The sequence below is a fragment of the Vermiculatibacterium agrestimuris genome (assembly GCF_943193085.1).
GTDB classification, from domain to species: Bacteria; Bacillota; Clostridia; order Oscillospirales; family Oscillospiraceae; genus Vermiculatibacterium; species Vermiculatibacterium agrestimuris.
In genome coordinates, this window is the sequence record NZ_CALPCU010000007.1 from 1 (window position 1) to 22,399 (window position 22,399).

Annotated in this window: 24 protein-coding genes and 1 tRNA gene; 21 read left to right on the forward strand and 4 right to left on the reverse strand. The window is 59.2% G+C overall.

Features of this window, described 5'->3' with window-relative positions; translation table 11 throughout:
* Positions 1–97: 97 nt before the first annotated feature.
* The 3 genes from NFR87_RS03455 to NFR87_RS03465 form a co-directional block, all read right to left on the reverse strand.
* Positions 98–2,050: a fructose-1,6-bisphosphatase gene (locus NFR87_RS03455; RefSeq protein ID WP_251446401.1), complete on the reverse strand. Its 1,953-nt coding sequence runs from the start codon at positions 2,048–2,050 to the stop codon at positions 98–100.
* Positions 2,051–2,130: 80 nt separating this feature from the next.
* The gene (locus NFR87_RS03460; RefSeq protein WP_251446404.1) at positions 2,131–2,658 is read right to left on the reverse strand and encodes an FUSC family protein; all 528 of its coding nucleotides are present in this window, start codon (positions 2,656–2,658) and stop codon (positions 2,131–2,133) included.
* A 184-nt stretch (positions 2,659–2,842) separates the two neighbouring features.
* Positions 2,843–4,138 (reverse strand): FAD-dependent oxidoreductase, encoded by a 1,296-nt coding sequence (locus tag NFR87_RS03465; protein ID WP_251446407.1) that lies wholly within the window; start codon positions 4,136–4,138, stop codon positions 2,843–2,845.
* A 145-nt stretch (positions 4,139–4,283) separates the two neighbouring features.
* Between NFR87_RS03465 and NFR87_RS03470 the strand changes: the two genes are divergently transcribed.
* From NFR87_RS03470 to rplS, 4 genes are all read left to right on the forward strand, one after another.
* Positions 4,284–4,359: transfer RNA gene (locus NFR87_RS03470), tRNA-Pro, on the forward strand.
* 174 nt (positions 4,360–4,533) lie between these two features.
* Entirely contained in the window at positions 4,534–5,502 is a 969-nt protein-coding gene (locus tag NFR87_RS03475) for a M23 family metallopeptidase (protein WP_251446410.1), read from the forward strand.
* Positions 5,499–6,113: a site-2 protease family protein gene (locus tag NFR87_RS03480; RefSeq protein ID WP_251446411.1), complete on the forward strand. Its 615-nt coding sequence runs from the start codon at positions 5,499–5,501 to the stop codon at positions 6,111–6,113. Before NFR87_RS03475 ends, NFR87_RS03480 begins: the two co-directional genes overlap by 4 nt.
* Before the next feature lie 144 nt (positions 6,114–6,257).
* Positions 6,258–6,599, forward strand: a complete 342-nt coding sequence (gene rplS, locus NFR87_RS03485) for a 50S ribosomal protein L19 (RefSeq protein ID WP_277613122.1) — start codon at positions 6,258–6,260, stop codon at positions 6,597–6,599.
* 162 nt (positions 6,600–6,761) lie between these two features.
* Here rplS and NFR87_RS03490 read toward each other — a convergent pair whose 3' ends face one another.
* Positions 6,762–7,496, reverse strand: coding sequence for a TraX family protein (locus NFR87_RS03490; RefSeq protein WP_251446414.1), 735 nt, complete (start codon positions 7,494–7,496; stop codon positions 6,762–6,764).
* Between the two features lie 101 nt (positions 7,497–7,597).
* Between NFR87_RS03490 and ylqF the strand changes: the two genes are divergently transcribed.
* From ylqF to NFR87_RS03575, 17 genes are all read left to right on the forward strand, one after another.
* The gene (ylqF, locus tag NFR87_RS03495) at positions 7,598–8,476 is read left to right on the forward strand and encodes a ribosome biogenesis GTPase YlqF (protein ID WP_251446416.1); all 879 of its coding nucleotides are present in this window, start codon (positions 7,598–7,600) and stop codon (positions 8,474–8,476) included.
* The gene (locus NFR87_RS03500; RefSeq protein ID WP_251446417.1) at positions 8,473–9,090 is read left to right on the forward strand and encodes a ribonuclease HII; all 618 of its coding nucleotides are present in this window, start codon (positions 8,473–8,475) and stop codon (positions 9,088–9,090) included. Before ylqF ends, NFR87_RS03500 begins: the two co-directional genes overlap by 4 nt.
* The gene (locus tag NFR87_RS03505) at positions 9,087–9,458 is read left to right on the forward strand and encodes a YraN family protein (RefSeq protein WP_251446419.1); all 372 of its coding nucleotides are present in this window, start codon (positions 9,087–9,089) and stop codon (positions 9,456–9,458) included. The genes NFR87_RS03500 and NFR87_RS03505 overlap by 4 nt, the downstream gene beginning before the upstream one ends.
* Positions 9,459–9,470: 12 nt before the next feature.
* Positions 9,471–10,409 (forward strand): dipeptidase, encoded by a 939-nt coding sequence (locus tag NFR87_RS03510; RefSeq protein ID WP_251446422.1) that lies wholly within the window; start codon positions 9,471–9,473, stop codon positions 10,407–10,409.
* Positions 10,397–11,884, forward strand: coding sequence for a threonine synthase (gene thrC, locus NFR87_RS03515; RefSeq protein WP_251446424.1), 1,488 nt, complete (start codon positions 10,397–10,399; stop codon positions 11,882–11,884). The genes NFR87_RS03510 and thrC overlap by 13 nt, the downstream gene beginning before the upstream one ends.
* Positions 11,884–12,585 (forward strand): metallophosphoesterase, encoded by a 702-nt coding sequence (locus NFR87_RS03520; RefSeq protein WP_251446428.1) that lies wholly within the window; start codon positions 11,884–11,886, stop codon positions 12,583–12,585. Before thrC ends, NFR87_RS03520 begins: the two co-directional genes overlap by 1 nt.
* A gap of 132 nt (positions 12,586–12,717) precedes the next feature.
* On the forward strand, positions 12,718–14,193 hold the full coding sequence (gene tig, locus NFR87_RS03525) for a trigger factor (RefSeq protein WP_251446431.1): 1,476 nt from the start codon (positions 12,718–12,720) through the stop codon (positions 14,191–14,193).
* A gap of 69 nt (positions 14,194–14,262) precedes the next feature.
* Complete coding sequence (locus tag NFR87_RS03530; protein WP_251446434.1) at positions 14,263–14,844, forward strand: ATP-dependent Clp protease proteolytic subunit; 582 nt, start codon at positions 14,263–14,265, stop codon at positions 14,842–14,844.
* 74 nt (positions 14,845–14,918) lie between these two features.
* A complete protein-coding gene (gene clpX / locus NFR87_RS03535) occupies positions 14,919–16,232 on the forward strand; it encodes an ATP-dependent Clp protease ATP-binding subunit ClpX (protein WP_251446437.1) in 1,314 nt (437 codons plus the stop codon).
* A 78-nt stretch (positions 16,233–16,310) separates the two neighbouring features.
* Positions 16,311–16,910 (forward strand): ribosome biogenesis GTP-binding protein YihA/YsxC, encoded by a 600-nt coding sequence (gene yihA / locus NFR87_RS03540; protein ID WP_251446440.1) that lies wholly within the window; start codon positions 16,311–16,313, stop codon positions 16,908–16,910.
* A 174-nt stretch (positions 16,911–17,084) separates the two neighbouring features.
* Positions 17,085–17,810 carry a site-2 protease family protein gene (locus tag NFR87_RS03545; protein WP_251446443.1) on the forward strand — a complete coding sequence of 242 codons (726 nt, stop codon included), beginning with the start codon at positions 17,085–17,087 and terminating at the stop codon, positions 17,808–17,810.
* An 18-nt stretch (positions 17,811–17,828) separates the two neighbouring features.
* Positions 17,829–18,626: a segregation and condensation protein A gene (locus tag NFR87_RS03550; RefSeq protein WP_251446446.1), complete on the forward strand. Its 798-nt coding sequence runs from the start codon at positions 17,829–17,831 to the stop codon at positions 18,624–18,626.
* A 14-nt stretch (positions 18,627–18,640) separates the two neighbouring features.
* Positions 18,641–19,348, forward strand: coding sequence for an SMC-Scp complex subunit ScpB (gene scpB, locus NFR87_RS03555; RefSeq protein ID WP_251446450.1), 708 nt, complete (start codon positions 18,641–18,643; stop codon positions 19,346–19,348).
* Positions 19,345–19,965: a DUF2953 domain-containing protein gene (locus NFR87_RS03560; protein WP_251446453.1), complete on the forward strand. Its 621-nt coding sequence runs from the start codon at positions 19,345–19,347 to the stop codon at positions 19,963–19,965. The genes scpB and NFR87_RS03560 overlap by 4 nt, the downstream gene beginning before the upstream one ends.
* Before the next feature lies 1 nt (position 19,966).
* A complete protein-coding gene (ytfJ, locus tag NFR87_RS03565; protein ID WP_251446456.1) occupies positions 19,967–20,377 on the forward strand; it encodes a GerW family sporulation protein in 411 nt (136 codons plus the stop codon).
* A gap of 41 nt (positions 20,378–20,418) precedes the next feature.
* A complete protein-coding gene (locus tag NFR87_RS03570) occupies positions 20,419–21,579 on the forward strand; it encodes a D-alanyl-D-alanine carboxypeptidase family protein (protein WP_251446459.1) in 1,161 nt (386 codons plus the stop codon).
* 5 nt (positions 21,580–21,584) lie between these two features.
* Positions 21,585–22,289 (forward strand): pseudouridine synthase, encoded by a 705-nt coding sequence (locus NFR87_RS03575; protein ID WP_251446463.1) that lies wholly within the window; start codon positions 21,585–21,587, stop codon positions 22,287–22,289.
* The last annotated feature ends 110 nt before the right edge of the window (positions 22,290–22,399 follow it).

Genomic DNA, 22,399 nt, shown 5'->3' on the forward strand with positions numbered 1-22,399 from the left:
TACGAGCTTCTGTGCAACGTCAACAAACGGGTGCCCCGTCTCTACAAGCGGGCGCCCCGGCAGGCGCGGAGCTGACATCCATCCCCGCCGTTCCATATTATTCGCTTTGTTCCTTAATGGTGCCCTCCCGATAGGCGGTCAGAAGATCCTCCAGACTGGCGATGCGTTCCCACAGGGCGGCGCCTGTGTCTGTATCGCCCACCAACACCCGCTTGGGCATGGTTTCCACGATGCGCACCTGGGGTGCGCTGCCTCTGGGGTCGGCCTGGATCTGGCCGTAGGGCTTGTGCTGGGCCAGAGCCAGGTGGTGGGAGTTGTAGATGAGGGTGTACCCGCCGAAGCCAGTCTGCCGCTGATAGGCCTTAGAGATGCCGCCATCAATGACGAAGAGGAGCCCGTCGCCCCGGATGGGGCTTTCCCCCTCCTTTTCCTTGACAGGCACATGGCCGTTAACGATGTGGGAACGGGCGGGATCCAGTCCAAATTCCCGCAGAAGCATCTCGCAGGTTTCCCGGCTTTTGACCAGGGAATAGTAGGGGTTATAAATCTCCGTATGGGTCTCCTTCTCGGCCACAAAGTAGCGCTCAAAGGCAGAGAGCTTGCTCTTGCCGAAGAGGGGGGACTTGGGGCCGGCCCAGAGATACCAGAAATAATCCACGGCGCTGTCGTATTCGCTGGTGCCGGGCGTTCCGTAAAAAGCCCGGCGGACTTTGGCGTTGATGGCGTCCAAATAGGCCTTGCCGGTGAGCTCCCGGCCGTCCAGACGAATGGTGTCAAAGGTTCCGTCTTCCCGCATGGGGATGCAGCCGTGGTAGAGCAGGTTGCCGTTAACCACCTTATACATTCCGCCCCGGCTGAGCAGGAAACGCATATGCTTTTTCAGAAGATTGCTGTGCCGGAAGGAGGCGGTGAGCTGGTCGATGAGCTCCTGTTCTCCCCGGGAGAGGACGTCCGGATGCCTGGGATCTACCGTGGGAAAGGAGCGATCCAGCATCTCGTACTTTTTCCCGTCCACCACTACGGTGTAGTCAGTAAAGTCGATCCGGGAGAAGAGCGCCCGGTCGGTCATGCCGTACTCCGGGCGGCGTTTGACCAGCTGGCTTTCCAGTTTCAGCTCGATGACAGCCATAGCTTTGTGCATCTTGGAGGCCAGCTGGATATCTACGGGATCGTATACATTCTCGTCCAACACATGGGGGGCGAAGCGGTCACAGGGATCGTCCCGGTATACCTCAGCGGCGAACATGGACAGCGGCCGCAGATTGATGCCGTAGCCGTCCTCGATCTCATCAAAGTTGTTGTAGCTGACCGCCCGGCGCAGGACGCTGGCCACGCAGGCCTGGTTGCCGGCGAAAGCGCCCATCCAGGCGATGTCGTGGTTGCCCCACTGGATGTCCACATCGTGGAACCGGCGCAGCTCCTCCATGATCCGGTCGGCGTGGGGGCCCCGGTCAAAGATATCGCCGATAATGTGGAGCATATCCACCGCGCAGCCCCGGATCAGGTCACAGAACTGGGCAATGAAGGCGTCAGAGGTGCCGGTGGAGACAATAGAGCGGATGATCTCTTCATAATAACGCTCTTTGTTGTCGTCAGCGTCAGCGTGGAGGAGCTCATCAATGATGTAAGAGAAGTTGGAAGGGATCTTTTTGCGCACCTTGGAGCGGGTGTATTTGGAAGACACCGCCTTGCAAACCTGCACCAGCCGGTAGATGGCGATGCGGCACCAGTTGTCATAGCCCTCGGCGTCCAACTCGCTGCGGAAGCGGTTGAGGGTGTCCACCGGGTTATAAATGAGCATGGCCAGTTCGTCACGCTCCTTCTCTGAAACCGACCAGGAAAAAAGCGCCTCGATCTTGTCCCGGATGATGCCGGAGGCGCTGGAGAGCAGGTAACTGAAGGCGTCATACTCTCCGTGGAGGTCGCTGAAAAAGTACTCCGTGCCCTTGGGCAAACGGCAGATGGCATTGAGATTGATGATCTCCGCCGAGGCCGCCAGTGCCGTGGGATAGCTGCGGGAGAGGAGCTGTAAGTATTGAAGGTCAGTCATAAAAAGTCCCTCCGCTTATGTTCTGCCATTGAGTATAACATACTTCAGGGAGAAAGTCAGCAAAAAACAGAACGGCGCGTTCAGTTTTTTGCCACGGGTTTCAGATGGATCCACCGTTCCAAGCGGCGGCGGGGGAGGAGATAGTTGATCAGCAGGGAGATGACCACGCCCACGCCGGTGTCGATCATACGGTCGATGGCATAGTCGATGTGGTGGGCGGGAGTATTAAAGAGGATGATGCACAGCACCACGCCCCCGGGCTGAACGCCGCCGGGCCAGTGAAAGCACACACACAGCGTTACCAGAAGCACCACGCCGATAAAGATAAGCGGCAGCCGCAGCCAATAGCAGCCCTCGGGAAAGAGCTGATGCTCCAGCCAGTACATCCCCAAGCCAATGAAACCGCCAATAATGGTGCCGAAAAAGCGGTTGCCGCCGTTCAGGCGTGAATTTTCCATGTCATAACCCAGGCCAAAGATGGCGCCGATACAGGCGAAGGTGGGATTGCGTCCGGGGAGGAAGGCGTAAAGCAGCGCGGTGAACAAAGTGGACAGCGCCGTTTTCAGGCTTCGCAGGCCCAGCCCGGGAAGCGGCGCGTGTACAGGCATGTGATCTTCCATATTCTCATCAGCTTTCCGAAGGATAATATCTTTGATTGCCGGGAACCGATACGTGTTCTCCCCGCCAATCACCCGCCGATCAAAGGTAAACTTATTATAGCAGATAATGGAGAATGGGGAAAGTGGTTTTCTAACATGAGAAAACCCGCCGAAATTTGGCGGGTTTTCTCGCTTATTTTATATTTTTTGTGGCCGGATCATCCAAAAGCTTTCCGTCCTTGGTGAACCGCGAGCCGTGACAGGGGCAGTCCCAGGTGTTCTCCGCTTCGTTCCACTTCAGCGCACAGCCCATATGGGGACAGCGGGGGACGGTAGGCGTTAAAAGGCCCAGGACGCTCTGACCCAAATTGGCGGCCAATTGAGGCTGAAGGACGGAGCGGGAGGGGGAGAAGAGCTTCGCCCAGGCGTTTTTGCGCCCTGTCACCAGATCTGAGAGCAGAAGGGCCGCGGCCATAGAGGAGGTCATTCCCCATGCGTTGAACCCTGTCGCCACATAAAGGTCGGGGGTAGAAGCGGCATATTGCCCGATATAGGGGATGCCGTCCAGGCTCATACAGTCCTGGGTGGCCCAGCGGTATTTGACCCGGCTTTTGGGCCAGTGGCGGCGGGCAAAGGCCTCCAGAGCCGCCCAGCCGTCACCCTCCTTGCCGGTCTTATGTCCGCCGCCGCCCAGGATCAAAAGCCCGCCATGATTGCGGAAGGAGAGCCCGTCCAGATCCTTGTCTACATACATTCCGCCCAGGTCGGGGGCATTTTCCAGCGCCAGAACGTAAGAGCGGTGCTGGTAGAGTTTCATAAAATAACTGCCGTGACGGTTCAGAATGGGGAAGTGGGTGGCCACGATGATCTTTTTGGCCCGGATGACCGCCCTGTCTGTTATCGCCTTGTGAGGAGCCAGAGAACGGATGGGGGAATGCTCATAGATATGGAGCCTGGGCAGGAGAGATGCGGCAAACTTCAGGGGATCAAACTGAGCCTGACCGGGAAAGCGCACTGCCCCGGCCACGGAAAAGGGGAGAGGCGGGCGGAGCTCCAAAGAGGCGGGAACGCCCAAATCATTGAGACAGGCGGCCTCTTCCTCTAAGCTGGCACGGTCTGTCCGGGAATAGACGAAGGCGTCCCGGGGCAGAAAGTCACAATCGATGCGTTCGCAGAGGGTTCGGTACTGCTCCAGAGCGGTTTGATTTGCCTCCAGATAGGTCTTGGCGGCGCCTTTTCCCTGCGTTCGCGTCAATTTGGCATAGATAAGGCCGTGCTGTGCGGTGATCTTTGCGGTGGTGTCCTTGGTGATACCGCCACAGACTACATCAGCCTCTGTAAGGGCATAATCCACCCCCAGCTGATGGAGCCGCCAGGCGCAGAGGAGGCCCGCCAGGCCGCCGCCGATAATGAGTACGTCAGTGTTCAGATCGTGATGGAGCTGCCCGAAGGCAGGCAGTGTAGTGTTGTCAGACCAAACGGAGCCCATGAAGCGTCACCTCCGCACTATTGTGTCCGGGCGCCGGTGTTTTTACCCTTGCTCCGTCTGGCTCCCGTTCAGAAAGGGAAAGGCGGGGTTTCCACTTGACAACACAGGTCAAGGTTAGTATAATATTATCTGCTTCAAACAGCATCCGGGTGTAGCGCAGTTGGTAGCGCGCATGGTTCGGGACCATGAGGCCGTGGGTTCAAATCCCGCCACTCGGACCAAAGTCGGAGTATCCATGAGGATACTCCGACTTTTTTAGTCAGCGGATCTCATCCCGCATTTTATATGAAAAAGATGACAAAGGCCAGACCACCGCCGTGGTCTGGCCTTTGTTTTTCTCTGTGGAATAGTTGTCCCCCGGAAGGCATAAGCTTCCAGTGAAAAAGGCGGTGGACATGATGGAAAAAACAATGGGGCGGCGGGCCTATCCCCGCGCCCAGGGGACGAGAGCAATATTAGGGGAGCGAGAGAAGCGGCGGCTGATGCAGCTGGGCGCCTGCCTGCTGCTCTTTCTCGCCGTATTTTTCGCCAAGGGGGCGGACAGGCTGGATGCGCTTCAGGAGGATCTGCAGCGCGCGCTTCGCTCCGACGTGGACTTCCGGGCCGCCTTCGCCGACCTGGGTTGGTCATTGGCCTCGGGAAGACCTGTGGCTGAGACCATGGGAGAGCTTTGGGTGGACGTATTCATGCCGAAGGAGAAGCCTGCCTCCACCGCGCTGGGAGAGGACGGACTTCTCTATCAGTCCACCCAACTGGCCTTGCGGCGGCGGGACGCCTCCCCGGCGGCCCTGCTGGCAGGAGCGGTTTCCCGGCCCGATTACGACGATCCTATGGCCGGCAGCGGGGCGCCGCCTGCGGCAGAGCCGGAGCCCATACCCGAACCTGAGCCGGAGCCGGCGGTAGTCTATATGGACTATACCGGCCCCACCCTGCCGGACAATACTACCATGGATCGCTATGCGCTGGGGCTCGGTGAGACAGTAACTCCGGTGATGGCGGTAGAGAGTTCCCCCTTTGGCTGGCGGATGCACCCTCTCGAAAACGAGGAGAAGTTCCATTATGGCGTAGATCTGGCCTCGGAGACCGGTACCACAGTGAAAGCCTTTGCCGCCGGGACGGTGGATTATATTGGAGAGAGCGACGTTTACGGCCAGTACCTCCAACTGGATCACGGCAACGGGGTAAAGAGCTTTTACGCCCACTGCTCCAAGCTGTGCGTCCAGCAGGGACAGACCGTGGCGGCAGGGGAAAAAGTGGCAGAATCCGGGGCTACGGGAGAGGTCACCGGCCCCCATCTCCACTTTGAGCTCAAGCTGAACGGGGTGCGGCTGAATCCGGAGTACTATATCGAGACCCAATCGTGAGCTGGGGACGGGTGGAGATCAGCGGCGGAGCCCTGCTGGCAGCTGCGCTTCTTTACTACTTGGACAGCGGCGGGATATTTTTATGGGCGCTTTTGGCCTGCGCGCTCCATGAACTGGGACACTGGTGGGCGATCAGGGCGCTGGGGGGGCGGATACGGTATCTGCGCCTGTCCTGCGCCGGAGCGGAGCTTCGCCTGTCGGCGGCCCGGCCCTTGCCGCCGGGGAAAATGCTTTTGGCGGCGCTGGCGGGCCCCGGGATGAATCTGCTACTGGCAATGGGGAGCGCCGGTCTGGCCCGCCATGGGGCGGGAGAGCGGCTCTACCTTTTTGCCGGGCTCAATTTAGGCTTAACGCTGTTCAATCTGCTGCCGGCAGGGTGGCTGGACGGCGGCCGGGCGCTGGAGAATTTGCTGGCTCTGCTGGGACGGGAGGAGCTGGGGCGGCGGAGCGCGGAGATATGTTCCATCATAGTGGCTCTGCTCCTGCTGGGGGCCGGATGTTTTTTACTGTGGGAAAGCGGCGGACAGAATTTTACATTGCTCATTGCCGGACTTTGGATGACGCAGGCCGCCCGCCGGGAACAGTGGGGACAGCGGGGTAATTTGGGATAAAAAATAAAATTTTGCTTGCATTAGTGAAAGGGCTGTGATAAAATACCACAGTCTCAATAAAGGGTGTTCCGCTGCGGCGCCGTCCCATCAGGAGCGACGGCACAAAAAGCCGGAATGAACGCCTATAAATCAGGAGGAAAGAAAATGGATCTGATGCAGGCTTTTACCGCCAAGTATGTCAAGGAGACCCCTCCCACTGCCAATGTGGGCGACACCGTTCGGGTGCACGTTCGGGTCAAGGAGGGCAGCCGTGAGCGTATCCAGGTGTTTGAAGGCACTGTGATCGCCAAGAAGCACGGCGGCATTGACGAGAGCATCACCGTTCGCCGTATCTCCTACGGCGTGGGTGTGGAGAAGGTTTTCCCCCTCCACGCGCCCGCAGTGGAGAAGATCGAGCTGGTGCGCCGGGGCAAGGTGCGCCGGGCGAAGCTCTATTACCTGCGCGACCGCGTGGGAAAGGGCGCCAAGCTCAAGGAGAAGCTGTAAGAGATCATTCAAAAAAGGAGCGGGAGACCGCTCCTTTTTTGTGCCTATATGGCTTTTCAAATGGGAAAAAGTTATGTATAATGAAAGACGATCTCTGCAATGGTGAGGGCCGGCTCCTTGGGTGAATGACCGCATTTCCGGATAAATGTTTCGCAATACGATTTAGGAGGCCAGCAGCCCCAAAGCCAGCAGGTGGGCAGGATAGAGGAAATACCAGAGCCATTTCACAAAGGGGATATCCGGGCCCTTTTTTTCGTTATAGAGAAAGGTGAGCCCCACCCCCAGCAGAGGGCCGAAGCCGTTGAGAACAAAGTTGGAAAGGCGAAGCCCCTCCGAGAGCGTCAGGGCCAGCAGCTTCCAGCGGCTGGAGGGATACAGAAAAAGCCAGAGAAGCGCTTTTTTGCCCACAAACCAGTGGTCGGTAAGATAGAAGGTCAGGATAAACAAAATGTACCGTCCGCCCCCTTCAAAGAGGGCGAAATGCCAGGAGAGAAATACCGACAGGGCCGCCAGGACATAGCCCAGGCCGGGCCGACTTTTATTGCCCCAGTCCATGGCTCGCAGGGTCAGAAGGCCTATGAGCTGAGTGAAAATAATATTTCCGTGGGCTTGGAAAAGAAGAGAATAAGGCCCCTCCGCCAGACAGGCGAATATCAGCAGCCGCAGGGCGTATTTTTTGAAGTCCTTGGTGTGGCGGTAGCCTTGGGCAATGGCCCAGAGAAAGATGGGGGCGGAGACGCGACCAATGTAGTGGGAGGCGTGGAACAGCGCTTCAAACAGCTCCGCCGAAATAGCAGGAAACAGCGTGGGCAGGATCAGGGCCGGCGGGTAAACGTAAGCGATATGATCCCAGAGCATAGTCAGCAGAGCAATGATTTTTAGAGTAAACGATGACATGACGGTTTCTCCTCTTTTTTGGAATGTCCATAAGATAGAGGAGAAATCTTACAACAAAGAGGACAAATTTCTTCCAATTTTCTTTCAAAAGAGGTGGAGATATGAACATCCAATGGTATCCCGGCCACATGACCAAGACGAGAAGGCAGATCGAGGCCGATCTGGGCCTGGTGGACATGGTGGTCGAGATCATCGACGCCCGCATTCCCATCTCCTCCCGAAACCCGGATATCGACGCCATCTGTGCCGCCAAGCCCCGGCTCGTCGTCCTCAACCGGGCCGACCAGGCCGACCCCGCAGCCAATCGGCTGTGGGCAGAGACCTTTCAGGCCAGGGGTTTTGCCGTGCTGGAGACCGACGCCAAGACAGGGAAGGGCATTGAAAAATTCCCCGCCGCCTCACGGCAGCTTTTGAGCGAGCAGATCCAGCGCTGGAAGGCCAAGGGACTGGTGGGCCGCCCGGTGCGGGCCATGGTGGTGGGAGTGCCCAACGTGGGCAAGTCCACCTTTATCAACCAGGTGGCAAAGCGCCGATCCGCCAAAGCGGCCGACCGCCCCGGTGTGACCCGCGGCAAGCAGTGGGTCACGGTAGACCAGGGCCTCTCTCTGCTGGATACCCCCGGTATCCTGTGGCCCAAGTTCGAGGATGAGCAGGTAGGGCTCCACCTGGCATATACCGGCGCGGTGAAGGACGACGTGATGGATGTGGAGACCCTGGCCTGCCGGCTGATGGACGACCTGGCAAGCCGCTATCCCCAGGCGCTGAAGGAGCGTTATAAGCTGGAGATCCCGGAGAAAGAGGCGGGCCAGGACAGCGTGGCCTATGGCTATGAGCTTCTCCAGGCGAGCGCCCGGAAACGGGGGTTCCTTATCTCCGGCGGCGAGGCGGATACCGAGCGGATGGCCCGCATCCTTTTAGATGAGCTGCGGGGCGGCAAGCTGGGCCGCTTTACGCTGGAATGGCCGGAGGCGGCGCTATGAGCTTTTGGGAACAGGAGGAGCGCTGCTGGGCAGAGGGCTATGCCCTGGTCTGCGGCGCCGATGAAGCGGGGGCCGGGCCTCTGGCGGGGCCGGTCTATGCTGGAGCGGTGATCCTGCCGCGATACATAGAACTGCCGGGTCTCAATGACTCAAAACAGCTGACGGAAAAGAGCCGTGAAGCACTTTTCCCTGTCATACAGGAGCGGGCGGAGGCTTGGGCGGTAGCCAGCGTGGATACCGCCGAGATCGACAATACTGACATTTTGAGCGCCCGGATAAAGGCCATGCAGATGGCCATTGACGCTCTGGGCCGCAAGCCGGACTTCGCTCTCATCGACGGAAACCGGGACAAGGGGCAGACCGCCGCCATCATCACGCCTCACCGCTGCGTTGTAAAGGGAGATAGCTTGTCGGCCTCCATGGCGGCGGCCTCCATTTTGGCCAAGGTGAGTCGTGACCGGTATATGCTGGAGATGGCGCAGCGGTACCCGGAATATGCCTTTGAGCGGCACAAGGGCTACGGGACTAAGCTCCACTATGAGCGGCTGGACAAGTATGGCCCCAGTCCTATCCACCGAAAGACCTTCCTGCGGACATGGGAGGGGCGGAAATGAGCGTTGGAGGAGACAGAAAGCTTTTGGGCCGCTGGGGAGAGGACTTGGTGGCCAAAGAGCTGCGGCGGCAGGGCTGCCGCATTGTCGCCGCCGGGTGGCACTGCCGCTTCGGGGAGATCGACCTGATCGCTGACGACGGAAAATTCCTGCGTCTGGTGGAGGTAAAGCTGCGGAAGAACGCAGATTTTGCCCTGGCCAGAGAGGCGGTGGACGCCCGGAAACAGGGGAAACTGCGTGCCGCAGCGGAGCTTTATCTGGCCTGGAATCCGACCCGACTCCAGCCCCGGTTCGACGTGGCAGAGGTATACGCCCCCCAGGGGATGGCCACAGAGCGGCCGGAGATCAACTATATCGAAAACGCCTTTTGAGGAGGCTTTGGAATGCAGGTCTTTGACGGACATTGCGACACCCTTTTGCGCTGTTACCGGCAGGGAGGGGGCTTCCGGGAGAATTCCGGGCACCTGGACTTGAAGCGCATGGGGAAGCTGGGGAAATGCGCCCAGTTCTTCGCCGTCTTCGGTTCTCCTGACGAGACGCCGGGATGCTCTCTGTGGGAAGTATTCCTGGCCCAGGAGGCCATCTTCCGGCGGGAGATGGCGGCCAACAGCGGTCTGGTGACACATTGCCGTACCGCCGGGGAGGCGGAGGCGGCCTGGGCGGCAGGAAAGCAGGCCGCCTTTCTCTCCGTGGAGGGAGCGGAGCTGCTGGAATGTGACCTCCAAAAGCTGGAGGAGGCTTACCACATGGGCGTTCGGGCGGTGAACCTGACCTGGAACCATGAAAACCACCTCTCCGGCAGCAACAACGAATCCTCCCAAAAGGGTCTGACGGAGCAGGGGAAGTCCTTTGTACGGCGGATGCAGGAGCTGGGGATGCTGGTGGACGTGTCCCACCTGTCAGACCCCGGCTTTTGGGATGTGATGGAGCTGGCGCGGAAACCGGTTTTTGCCAGTCACTCCAATTCACGGGCCATATGTCCCCACAAACGGAACTTGACCGATGAGCAATTTACTGCCATAATAGGCAATCATGGAGTGGCTGGGCTGAATATGGCCGCCGAGTTTGTCGGGCAGAGCGAACCCACCATAGATACGGTGGTGGCGCATATCGAGCACTGGCTGAGCCTGGGCGGTGGGAAAAACATCTCCCTGGGCGGCGATTGGGACGGTATCAAGGACATGCCGCGGGGGATCGCCGGGTTTCAGGATCTGGAGGCCGTAGCGGAGCGTCTGCTCCGAATGAACTATCCGGAACAGCAGGTAAAAGACCTGTTTTACAATAATTTGATGAGGGTCGTGAGAGAAGTATGTACTATGTAAGCACCAGAGACCGACTGAGCAAGACCACGGTAGCGGGGGCCATCGCCTACGGTCTGGCCCCTGACGGCGGGCTTTATACGCCCGAGGCCATCCCCTCTTTGGCGGGGAACGCCCTGAACACCCTAAAGGATATGACCTACCAGCAGCGGGCGGTCTATCTGATGAACATGTATCTGGACGGCTTCTCCGCCTCTGAGCTGTCCGGTTTTGCCGCCAAGGCATACGGCAGCGGACGCTTTGACGATCCCAGGGTGGCGCCGATCCGTAAGGTGGACGACGCCACATACACCTTGGAGCTGTGGCACGGGCCCACCTGCGCGTTCAAGGATATGGCCCTTCAGATGCTGCCCCATCTGCTCACTGCCTCCCTGCGGAAGGTGGGGGAGAACAAGATGGTGTGTATCCTGGTGGCCACCTCCGGTGATACGGGCAAGGGCGCCCTGGAGGGGTTCAAGGATGTGCCGGGCACTCGGATCCTGGTATTCTATCCCAAGGACGGGGTCTCCGCCATCCAGGAGCTTCAGATGAACACCCAGGAGGGCGTCAACGTGGGCGTCTGCTCGGTGGTGGGCAACTTTGACGATGCCCAGACCGGCGTCAAGCGCATCTTCTCCGACGCCGACTTAAAAGCGGAGTTGGCGGGCCGCGGTGTGTTTTTGTCCTCCGCCAATTCCATCAACTGGGGGAGGGTGCTGCCCCAGATCGTCTACTACGTCTCCGCCTACTGCGATATGATGAAAGAGGGGGCCATCGAGAAGGGGGACAGACTCAACGTCTGCGTCCCCACCGGCAACTTCGGCGATATCCTGGCGGCCTGGTATGCCAAGCAGATGGGGGTGCCCCTTGGGCGGCTTATCTGTGCGTCCAACAGCAACAATGTTCTGACCGACTTTATTGAGACCGGAGTCTATGACCGCAACCGGCCCTTCTACAACACCATTTCCCCCTCCATGGACATCCTCATCTCCTCCAATTTGGAGCGGCTCCTCCACGCCTACACCCACGGAGACGCCAGCCAGGTCAAGGGCTGGATGGACGCCCTGGCTGAGACGGGCCGTTACGAGGTCTCCGCCCCGGTAAAACGAGCGCTGGATCGGGATTTCGCCGCCGCCTGGTGCGACGACGCCGCCGCGAAAGCCGCCATCGGAAAGATGTGGAGGGAGAAGCAGTACCTTATCGATCCCCACACCGCTGTGGCAGTGAACGCCCTGGAGCAGTACCGCGCCAAGACCGGGGACGATGCGCCCGCTCTGGTGGTCTCCACCGCCAGCCCCTTCAAATTCTGTCCCGCCGTCATGGAGGCCATCGGCGTGTCCGAGCCCGCCCAGGGGCTGGACAGCATCCGGCAGCTGTCTGACCTCACCGGCCTGGCCGCGCCCGAGCCGCTGGCGGAGCTGGCGGGAAAGCGCGTCCGCTTTGACCGCACTACGGAGAAGGAAAATATGGTGGACGCTGTCCGGGAGATGCTTCGGTAATGGCTCTGTACGCCATCGGCGATACCCACCTCTCCCTGGGGGGCAGCAAGCCCATGGACACCTTTGGCGGCGCCTGGGAGGGCTATGTGGAAAAGCTCCGCGCAGCCTTTGCCCCGCTGACGCAGGAGGACGTGGTGGTCTTCTGCGGCGACCTGAGCTGGGGCATGAGCTTAGAGGAGGCCCTGCCCGACTTTCGGTTTTTAGACGCCCTGTTTCCCGGGAAAAAATACTTTGTGAAGGGCAATCACGACTATTGGTGGACGACCGCCAACAAGATGCTGAATTTTTGGAACAGCCATGGCCTGACCAATTTTGCCCTGCTCCACAACAACTGCCAGCTGTATGGTGACGTGGCTCTGTGCGGCACCCGGGGCTGGTTTTTCGAGGAGGAGGCCGACGGCCACAACGAGAAGGTCTTCAAGCGGGAGGTGCTCCGGCTGGAGACCTCGCTGAAAGCGGCGGGGGAGCGGGAGAAGCTCTGCTTCCTTCATTACCCGCCCCTTTATCAGGGTTATATCTGTCAGGAGATCGTGGATCTGTTGGAGTATTATCAGGTCACAGCCTGCTATTACGGCCACCTCCACGGCGGCAGTCACCGGCTGGCCCAGGAGGGACGGCGGGGAAGCGTGGAATACCACCTGATCGCAGGCGATTATGTGAATTTTATCCCCCAAAAAATCATGACCGGGGCGGGCGAATAAAAAAGTTCAGACAATTATTGAAAAAATACTGGAAATATGCGCCTATCCCTGCTACAATAAACAAGATATCGCAAGACGGGCCCTGCCGCCGAAAAAATGGTCGGTGCCCCGCTTACAGGAGGAAGTACAAACATGAACGTGAAGAGTGTTGAGAAACTGGAAAAGAGCATGGTCGCCCTGACCATCGAAGCCAGCGCCGAGGAATTCGAGGCCGCCATTGAAAAGGCCTATCGGAAAAATCGTGGCCGCATTGCCATTCCCGGTTTCCGCAAGGGCAAAGCTCCCCGGAAGATCATCGAGACCATGTACGGCGCTGAGATCTTCTATGAAGACGCTATCAACGACCTCTATCCCGACCTCTTCGCCCAGGCGGCGGAGCAGGAGAAGCTGGATACTGTGGCCTATCCCGAGGTGGAGCTGCTGGAGGCCAATAAGGAGGGCTTTTCCTTCAAGGCCACCGTGGCAGTCCGTCCCGAGGTGAAACTGGGCAAGTATAAGGGCCTCACCGCCCCCAAGGAGACTGTGAAGGTCGCCGAAAAGGACATTGATGAGGAGCTCAAGCCCTACATCCAGCGTGCCACCCGCATGGTGGATGTGGAGCGGAAGGCGAAGAAGGGCGACACCGTGACCATCGACTTCGAGGGCTTTATGGACGGCAAGGCTTTCGACGGCGGCAAGGGCGACAACTATGACCTGGAGCTGGGCTCCGGCTCTTTTATCCCCGGATTCGAAGATCAGCTCATCGGTGTCAAGCCCGGCGCCGAGAAGGATGTGAATGTCACCTTCCCTGAGGAGTATCAGGCGGAGGAGCTGGCGGGTAAGCCCGCCGTGTTCAAGGTGACGGTGCATGCCGTAAAGGAGAAGCAGACCCCCGCCCTGGACGACGAGTTTGCCAAGGACGTCTCCGAGTTTGAGACGCTGGCTGCGCTGCGCAAGGATCTGGGTGATAAGCTCACCGAGCGCCGGGAGCGCCAGGCCAATAGCGCCTTTGAGGAGGCGCTGCTGGATCAGGTTACCGAGAACATGACCGTGGAGATCCCGGAGGCCATGGTGGAAATGCGGGCCCAGCAGATGCTGGAGGATTACGCCCAGCGCATCACCAGCCAGGGCATCCCCTTCGAGCAGTATCTGGCCATGACCGGCCTTACCGTAGATATGCTCAAGCTCCAGGCTTCCGAGGGGGCCGCGCGCCAGGTCAAGACCGATCTGGCCCTTCGGGCTGTGGCCGAGGCTGAGAAGATCGAGGTCACAGAAGAAGATATCGCCGCCGAGTGCGAGCGTCTGGCGCAGCAGTACGGCATGCCCGCGGAGAAGGTCAAAGAGATCGTACCCGCGGCTGACCTGACCCGCGACCTGAGCAACCAGAAGGCCGCCAAGGTGATCTTCGACTCCGCTAAGGCGGGGAAGGCTCCCGCCAAGAAGGCCACCAAGAAGGACGAGACCAAGGCGGAGGAGAAGCCTGCCAAGAAGACGGCGGCTAAGAAGACCGACGCCAAGGTTGAGGAGAAGCCCGCTAAGAAGACGGCGGCCAAGAAGACCGAGACCAAGGCCGAAGAGAAGAAGCCCGCGGCCAAAAAGACCACCAAGAAGGCCAAGAGCGAGGAATGATTTTCCTCTAATGGGGAATACTGTGGTGTGTTTTTCCTGTGAATTCGCGAATAAGGAGACTTTCCAGCTATGAGTTTGGTACCTTATGTAGTAGAGCAGACCAGTCGGGGCGAGCGCTCCTATGACATTTTTTCCCGGCTGCTCAACGACCGCATTATCTTCCTGGGTGAGGAGGTAAACGCCACCACGGCTTCTCTGGTCGTGGCGCAGCTTCTCTACCTGGAAGCCCAGGATCCCGACAAGGAGATCCAGTTCTACATCAACAGCCCCGGCGGCTCCGTCACCGACGGTATGGCCATCTACGACACCATGCAGTATATCAAATGCGACGTGTCGACCATCTGCATTGGTATGGCCGCCTCCATGGGCGCTTTCCTTCTGTCTTCGGGAACCAAGGGAAAGCGTCTGGTTCTGCCCAATGCAGAGATCATGATCCACCAGCCCTCTGCCGGGACCCAGGGCCAGATCACTGATATGGCCATCCATCTCAAGCGGCTGGAGATCATCAAGAAGCGCATGAATCAGATCTTGGCCAACAATACAGGCCGGTCTGTGGAAGAGGTCACCGCCGCCTGTGAGCGGGACAACTTCATGTCCGCTGAGGAGGCCAAGGAATTCGGTCTGGTGGATAAGGTCATCTATCACCGCTGATAAAACAGGGGAGCGGGGCCGCATAGCTCCGCTCCTTTGAGCGTCTTTTGATTTTTTCTGTGAGGTAACGAACGATGCCGAAAAACGACGAACACAAGTCTGTCCGCTGTTCATTCTGCGGCAAGCCCCAGGAGGAGGTCGCCCGCATTATTGCCGGGTCAGGAGTCTATATCTGCAATGAATGTGTACATCTGTGCATGTCCATTCTGGATGACGCCGAGGACACACCCGACCATGCCTTTCACCCGGAGTCGGCGGGGGCGATCCCCACTCCGAAGGAGATCCACCAGGTGTTGGATCAGTATATTATCGGCCAGGAAGAGGCCAAAGTGGCGCTCTCTGTCGCGGTCTATAACCACTATAAGCGCATCTACTTTGACGGCGGGGACGATGTGGAGCTCCAGAAGAGCAATATCCTGCTCCTGGGCCCCACCGGCTGCGGCAAGACCCTCTTCGCCCAGACTCTGGCCAGGGTGCTGAAGGTGCCCTTTGCCATCGCTGACGCCACCACGCTCACCGAGGCCGGCTATGTGGGCGACGATGTGGAAAATATCCTGCTGCGCCTGGTGCAGGCCGCCGACTACGATGTGGAGCTGGCAGAGCGGGGGATCATCTACATCGACGAGATGGACAAGATCGCCCGGAAGAGCGAAAACACCTCCATTACCCGGGATGTGTCCGGCGAGGGCGTGCAGCAGGCGCTTCTGAAGATCCTGGAGGGCACCGTGGCCAACGTCCCGCCCCAGGGAGGCCGCAAGCATCCCCATCAGGAGTTCATTCAAATCAACACCAAGAATATCCTCTTTATCTGCGGCGGCGCCTTCGACGGTCTGGAGAAGATCATCGAGCAGCGGCTGGATAAGAAGGCCATTGGCTTCGGCGCGGAGATCAAGAGCAGGTCGGAGCGGGACACCGGCGCCCTCTTCTCTGAGGTGCAGCCCCACGATCTGATCAAGTTCGGCATCATTCCCGAGCTGGTGGGCCGCCTGCCTGTGGTGACCTCTTTGACCTCCCTGACCCGTAAGCAGCTGGTGCGCATCCTCACCGAGCCCAAGAACGCCCTGGTGCGCCAGTATCAGAAGCTTCTGGAATATGATGATGTGACCTTGGAATTCCAGCCCGAAGCCCTCGCCGCCGCGGCCGATAAGGCGCTGGAGCGGGGGATCGGCGCCCGGGGATTGCGGGCTGTACTGGAAGAGGTTATGACCCACACCATGTACGACGTGCCCTCCGATCCCACCATCTCGAAAGTGATGGTCACTCCGGAGAGCGTCAGGGGAGAGGCCATGCCCGAGCTTATCCGGGATCGGGAGAAGGCCGCCCGGCCCAAACCGGGCAGCGGCAAGACCGATCAACCGCGGCCCAGTCTGCGGGACACCGCCTCCTGAAACAGAGCGAACACCCTTCGGGGCGGGGAAGACCCCGCCCCGATTTTTCCAAGCTGACGCAGCAGGGAGGAAGACCATATGACGTTGAATGTGCAGAAGGCGGAATTTATCCGCTCGGCGGCGGGTGCGAAGGATTTTCCCAGGGACGGGCTGCCCCAGGTGGCGTTTGCGGGCCGTTCCAATGTGGGGAAATCCTCCGTCATCAACCGGCTTTTGAACCGGAAAACTTTCGCCCGTGTGGGCTCCGCACCGGGAAAGACTACCCACATCAACTACTTTCTTATCGATCAGAAGCTCTACCTGGTGGATCTTCCCGGCTACGGCTATGCCAAGGTCTCTCAGGCGGAGAAGGAGCGCTGGGCAAAGCTCATCCAGAGCTGGTTTGACGACCCCGCGCTTATGACCCTGGGCATCCTCATCGTGGACGCCCGCCACAAGCCCACCGCCAATGACATCTCCATGGCGGAGTACTTTAAAGCCTCGGGCAAGCCCTGGGTAGTGGTGGCCAATAAGCTGGACAAGCTGAAAAAGAGCGAGATTGAGCCAAACCTGGTTCAGATCAGGGATACCTTAGAGCTGCCGGATACCGTAAAGGTCATTCCCTTTTCGGCCGAGAAGGGGACAGGTCGGGAGGCGCTTTGGGGGCTGCTTTTGGATCACATGGATGACAGCAAATAAAAAAAGGACGCCGAGCCCTCGGCGTCCTTTTTCCGCACTTGTATCTCTATGAAAAATTTGCTATAATAGCCGCAGCCGGTCGTTCTTCGGATGGAAGGGACGATAGGCGCAGCGGCCCCGATGGGCATTGACGCTGTAATAGGACGATTTACTTTTTAATGGGCGGTGAGGTCGTTGGTCAGCTGGAACAGCCTTTTTACGCATATGGACTGGTATGGGCTGTTGGATCTGCTGATCTCCGCAGTGGCGGCTCTGCTGTGCATCACGCTCCATGAGCTCTCCCACGGCTTTACAGCCTACCGGCTGGGCGACCCCACCGCTAAAAACGCCGGGCGGCTCACTCTGAACCCTGTCCGCCACATCGACCCATTCGGCCTGGTGATGATGCTGGTGGCCAAGGTGGGCTGGGCAAAGCCGGTTCCGGTGGATATGCGGTATTTTAAGCATCCTAAGCGGGGGATGGCGGTCACCGCACTGGCGGGGCCCGCCTCCAACTTTGTTCTGGCTTTTTTGGCTGTGGCCCTCTTCTCCCTTGTTTTTCGCCTGCCCTCCGTTTCCGACAGCTTTCTCCTGCCTCTGATGCTGCTGCAGGCATTTTTGGCCAATGTCGCTATTTTGAGCGTGGGCCTGGGGATATTCAACCTCATCCCCGTCTCGCCGCTGGACGGCTCCAAGGTGCTCTTTTCCTTCCTGCCGGACAAAGTTTATATGAATATCCTACGCTATGAACGCTATGTGATGATCGCCGTGCTCCTGCTGACTATATCCGGGTTTTTCTCCCGGCCGTTAAGCTGGCTCATCGTCCGTGTGCTGGAAGGATTCTGCTCCCTGTGCGGCCTTTCCCAGGGGATCGAATATCTGCTGGCCTTTTCCCATTTGTTCCAATATTTTCACTTCTGAAGGGCGGGTGAGACCTGCGTGGACGCTCCCATCTATCATCTGGAAAAGGTAGTTCGCACCCGTGCTGAGGATGCGGAGGATTTCACCGGCCCCCTCGATCTGATCCTCAGCCTTCTGGCCAAGAATAAAATGGAGATCCAGGATATCCAGATCTCCCTCATATTGGATCAATACCTGGCCTGGATCGAGAAGCGGCGCGCTCTGGATCTGGAGGTAGCCAGTGAATTTATCACCATGGCCTCCCAGCTCATGTTCATCAAGACCAGGATGCTCCTGTCCATCCACGACGAAGAGGCCATCTCGGAGCTGGATCAGCTCATTGCCTCCCTGGAAGAGCATCAGCGTCACGAGAATTTTGCCCGCCTCCAGGCGGTGATCCCCCGGCTCTCTGACCGGTATGCCGTCTGCCGGGACTATATTACCAAAGTGCCGGAGCATCTGCCGGTAAACAAGGTCTACCGTTATAGCCATAAGCCCGCGGATCTGCTTCGGGCCATCACATCCGCCTTGGAACGGGTGGACAACCAGCTCCCGCCGCCCATGGCCGCCTTTGAGGGCATTGTGGGCCGGGAGCCCTATCCCGTCAGTGACAAGGCGGGAGAGATCCTGGAGCGGCTGCGCCGCTTCGGCGTTACCCGCTTCCATACCCTCTTCCAGGGAAACAGGAGCCGCAGCGAGATCGTGGCCACCTTCCTGGCGGTGCTGGAGCTGTGCAAGGCGCGGCGGCTGCGGCTGGCAGGGACGGAGACCGACTGTACTGTGACCAGCATCGGTGGAGGCGACGAGGATTTTGAGTTTTCCGCCGATACCTATTGAGAGGAGGGGCCTTTATGGAATTGAAAGAAGTGGAATCCGCCATTGAGGGCATCCTCTTTGCCGCCGGCGAACCGGTGGGGGTGGAGCGGCTGTGTATGACCCTGGAGATCGACCGGGAGACCGCCGACGCCGTGTGCCAGCGGTTGGCCGACCAGTACAGTTATGAGCGCCGGGGCATCCGCCTGGTACGGCTGGAAAACTGTTATCAGCTCTGCTCCGCTCCGGAGTATGCCGAGTACATCCGCAAGGCCTTTGAGAGCCGCCGGCCTGCCCGGCTGAGCCAGCCTGCGCTGGAGGTGCTCTCCATCATCGCCTATTACCAACCCACCACAAAGGCATACGTAGACCAGATCCGAGGGGTGGACAGCTCCTACACGGTGGGTCTGCTCACAGAGCGGGAACTCATTGAGGAGTGTGGTCGCCTGGCGGTGCCGGGCCGGCCCATCCTCTACCGCACCACCCAGAACTTTCTGCGCTCCTTTGGCCTATCCAGCCTGGAGGAGCTGCCCGAGCTGCCCAACGCCTCTGCCGAGGACGAACAGATCACCCTGGATATGCAGGCGGATATCGCCCGGCTCCAGCTGCAGCAGGAGCCGGAGCAGTCCGGGGAGGAAGAGGCGCCCATCACCGACGAGGAGCTGGAGGCCGCTGCTCTGGAGCTGGCGCAGCGGGAGGCCGCTGAGGAGACAGGGCGCGAGCCGGCGGAAGAGGAACCGCTATGACGGCCCTGAAGATCCTTCTGGCCATTCTGCTTCTCTTTTTCCTGTTGGGATGGATCCGGGTGGGAGGGGGCGTTGAATATGCCCAGGAAGGTCTCCTGGTTCGGGTACGGGTAGGCGCGCTCTGGCTTCAAGTTTTTCCCATAAAAAGGGAGAAAAAAGGGAAAAAGTCCCAAAAGGTGAAACCAAAAAAAGAGCCGGAGGAGCCGGAGGCTAAGAAGGGCGGAACGCTGGGTATGATCAAAGACCTGCTGCCTATAGCCTGTGAGGCGGCGGGGGAACTCAAAGAGCGCATCCGCATCGACAAGCTTCTTCTGGATTTCGTCTTCGGCGGCTCAGACCCTGCCAACACCGCGATGATTTTCGGCTATTCCAATGCTGCCATCGGTATGCTTTTGCCCCTTTTCGAGCACAATTTTAACGTGAAGGAGCGCCGAGTGCGTACGGCTATGGATTTTACCGCCAAGGAGCCGATCGTCTATATTTACGCCGCTTTTTCCGCCCGGATCGGCCAGCTGGTGAGCTTTGCGCTCCGGTTCGGCTGGAAATTTTTGAAGATCTATTTGAGGAATAAAAACAGGCAAAAAGTGCAAAAAAACGCAAAGAAAGAGGCGATTTGACATGGACGAAAAGAAACATCCTCTCAGCGAGCTCATGGGGTCTACCATGGACAAGATCCAGCTCTTGGCGGATTCCAACACAGTGGTGGGCGAGCCCATTGTCACTGACGACGTGACGATCCTGCCCATTTCCCGGTTGAGCTTCGGTTTCGGTGTGGGCGGCGCCGACTTTACCACAAAGAACCAGAAGCCCACCGCCGACAACTGCTTTGGCGGCGGCAGCGGCGCCGGCGTGAACATTGATCCCATCGCGTTTCTCGTGGTGCGGGACGGCAACGTCCGTATCCTGCCCCTTCTGCCTCCCGCCGAGGGCGTGATCGGCCGGGTGGTGGATATGGTTCCCGAATTGGTGGACAAGGTCACCGATTTCGTGGAAAAACAGCAGGAGAAGAAGGATAAAACTGATATTTAAGGCGCATACTGACGTCATCTCTGTTTGGGAGGCGGCGTCACATGAAACGAGCCATTGCGGTCTTTGCGGCCTTGATCCTGTTATGTCCGACCTGTTTCGCGGCGGAGGCCCCGGTGGTCTCCGCCGCCTCCGCTGTTCTGATGGATGCCCAAAGCGGGCGGGTGCTCTATGAGAAGGACGCCCACTCCCAACGGCTCATCGCCAGCACCACCAAGCTGATGACCGCTCTGGTGGCGGTGGAATCCACCGCCCTGGACACGCAGATCACCATGAAACCGGAATACCAGGCGGAGGGCTCCTCCATGTATCTGCGCTTTGGGGAGGAGCGGACGCTGGAGGAGCTGCTCTATGGCCTTCTGCTGGCCTCCGGGAACGACGCCGCCCTTGCCATTGCCGGAGGCTGCGGCGGGGACGTGGAGACCTTCGTTGGCTGGATGAATGAGAAGGCCGCGGAGCTTGGCATGGAGGACACGCATTTTGCCAATCCCAACGGCCTGGACGCAGAGGGGCATTATTCCACCGCCTATGACCTGGCCCTGCTGGGCCGGGCGGTATTGGAAAATGAGACTTTGGCCAAGCTGGTGTCCACCAAATCCATCACCGTAGCGGGGCGGAGCCTTACCAACCACAACAAATTGCTCTGGCGGTACGAGGGCTGTACCGGTATGAAGACCGGCTATACCGACGCGGCCGGCCGCACGCTGGTCTCCAGCGCACAGCGGGACGGTCAGAGCCTCATCTGTGTCACATTGAAGGCCCCCAACGACTGGGACGACCACGCCAAGCTCTTTGACTATGGCTTTGAGACCTGGCCCACCCGTCCGCTGGCCCGGGCGGGAAAGATCTTCCGGACGCTGCCCGTCTCCGGGAGCCTTCTGTCCCAGGTGGAGGTGGTCACCGATAGGGATGTGGCCTATCCTCTGTCGACGGGAGAGCGGGTGCGGGCCGTGATCACGCTGCCCGACCGGGTAGAGGCCCCTGTGCAAAAAGGGACGATCGCAGGGAAGCTGTGTTTTTGGGTGGGGGAGACGCCCGTGGGGGAGACCTACCTGCTCTACAGAGTCGATATCCCTGAAAATGTGCCGGAACCCACCTTGTTTGACCGGATCAAAGAGTTCCTGCAAAGGGGAGAGGGGAGCGCTGTCCTGGCTACCGCTTTCCTACAGGAAATACCGGCCTCGCCAGTGGCGGGGCGGAGGTGAACTTCATGGAAGAGAGACTGCAAAAGCTCCTCTCCGCTGCGGGGGTCTGCTCCCGCCGCTCGGCGGAGCGCTACATAACAGAGGGACGGGTAAAGGTCAACGGCGTTCCCGCTCAGCTGGGGATGAAGGCCGACCCGGAGCGGGATGAGATCACAGTGGACGGCACGGCCCTGCCCCAAACGGAGAAACGGGTGTGGCTCATGCTCAACAAGCCCGCGGGACGGGTGACCACTCTCTCTGACGAAAAGGGCCGCAAAACGGCGGCGGAGCTGGTGGCCGACTGCGGCGTGCGGGTCTGGCCTGTGGGCCGGCTGGACATCGACTCCGAGGGACTTCTCCTGTTCACCAACGACGGGGAGGGCACCCACCATCTTCTCCATCCCGGCCATGAGGTGGAGAAGGAGTATCATGTGATCGTGGAGGGGGATGCGTCCGCCGCCCTCCCCATCCTAAACGGCCCGATGGAGCTGGATGGAGAGCTGCTGGCCCCCGCCAAGGTATCCCTGCTTGACCAGCGCTCCGCCTCGGCCCGCCTCTCGGTCATCATTCATCAGGGCAAAAATCGCCAGGTACGCCGGATGTGCGCCGCCGCCGGCCTGACCGTAAAGCGGCTGCGGCGGGTTCGGGAGGGCACTCTCCATCTGGGGGAACTGCCCGCCGGGAAATGGCGCTGGCTCACCGGGGAAGAGGTATCTCAGCTCCTCTCCTGATCCCTGCAGGATCGCAGAATGTACTTGCAAAAAACAGTTGCTTTTCCGCGTGGAAGCGGCTATGATTAGCAGTGGAATGGTTTCCAAAACTGGGAAAGCCGAGGAGTTCC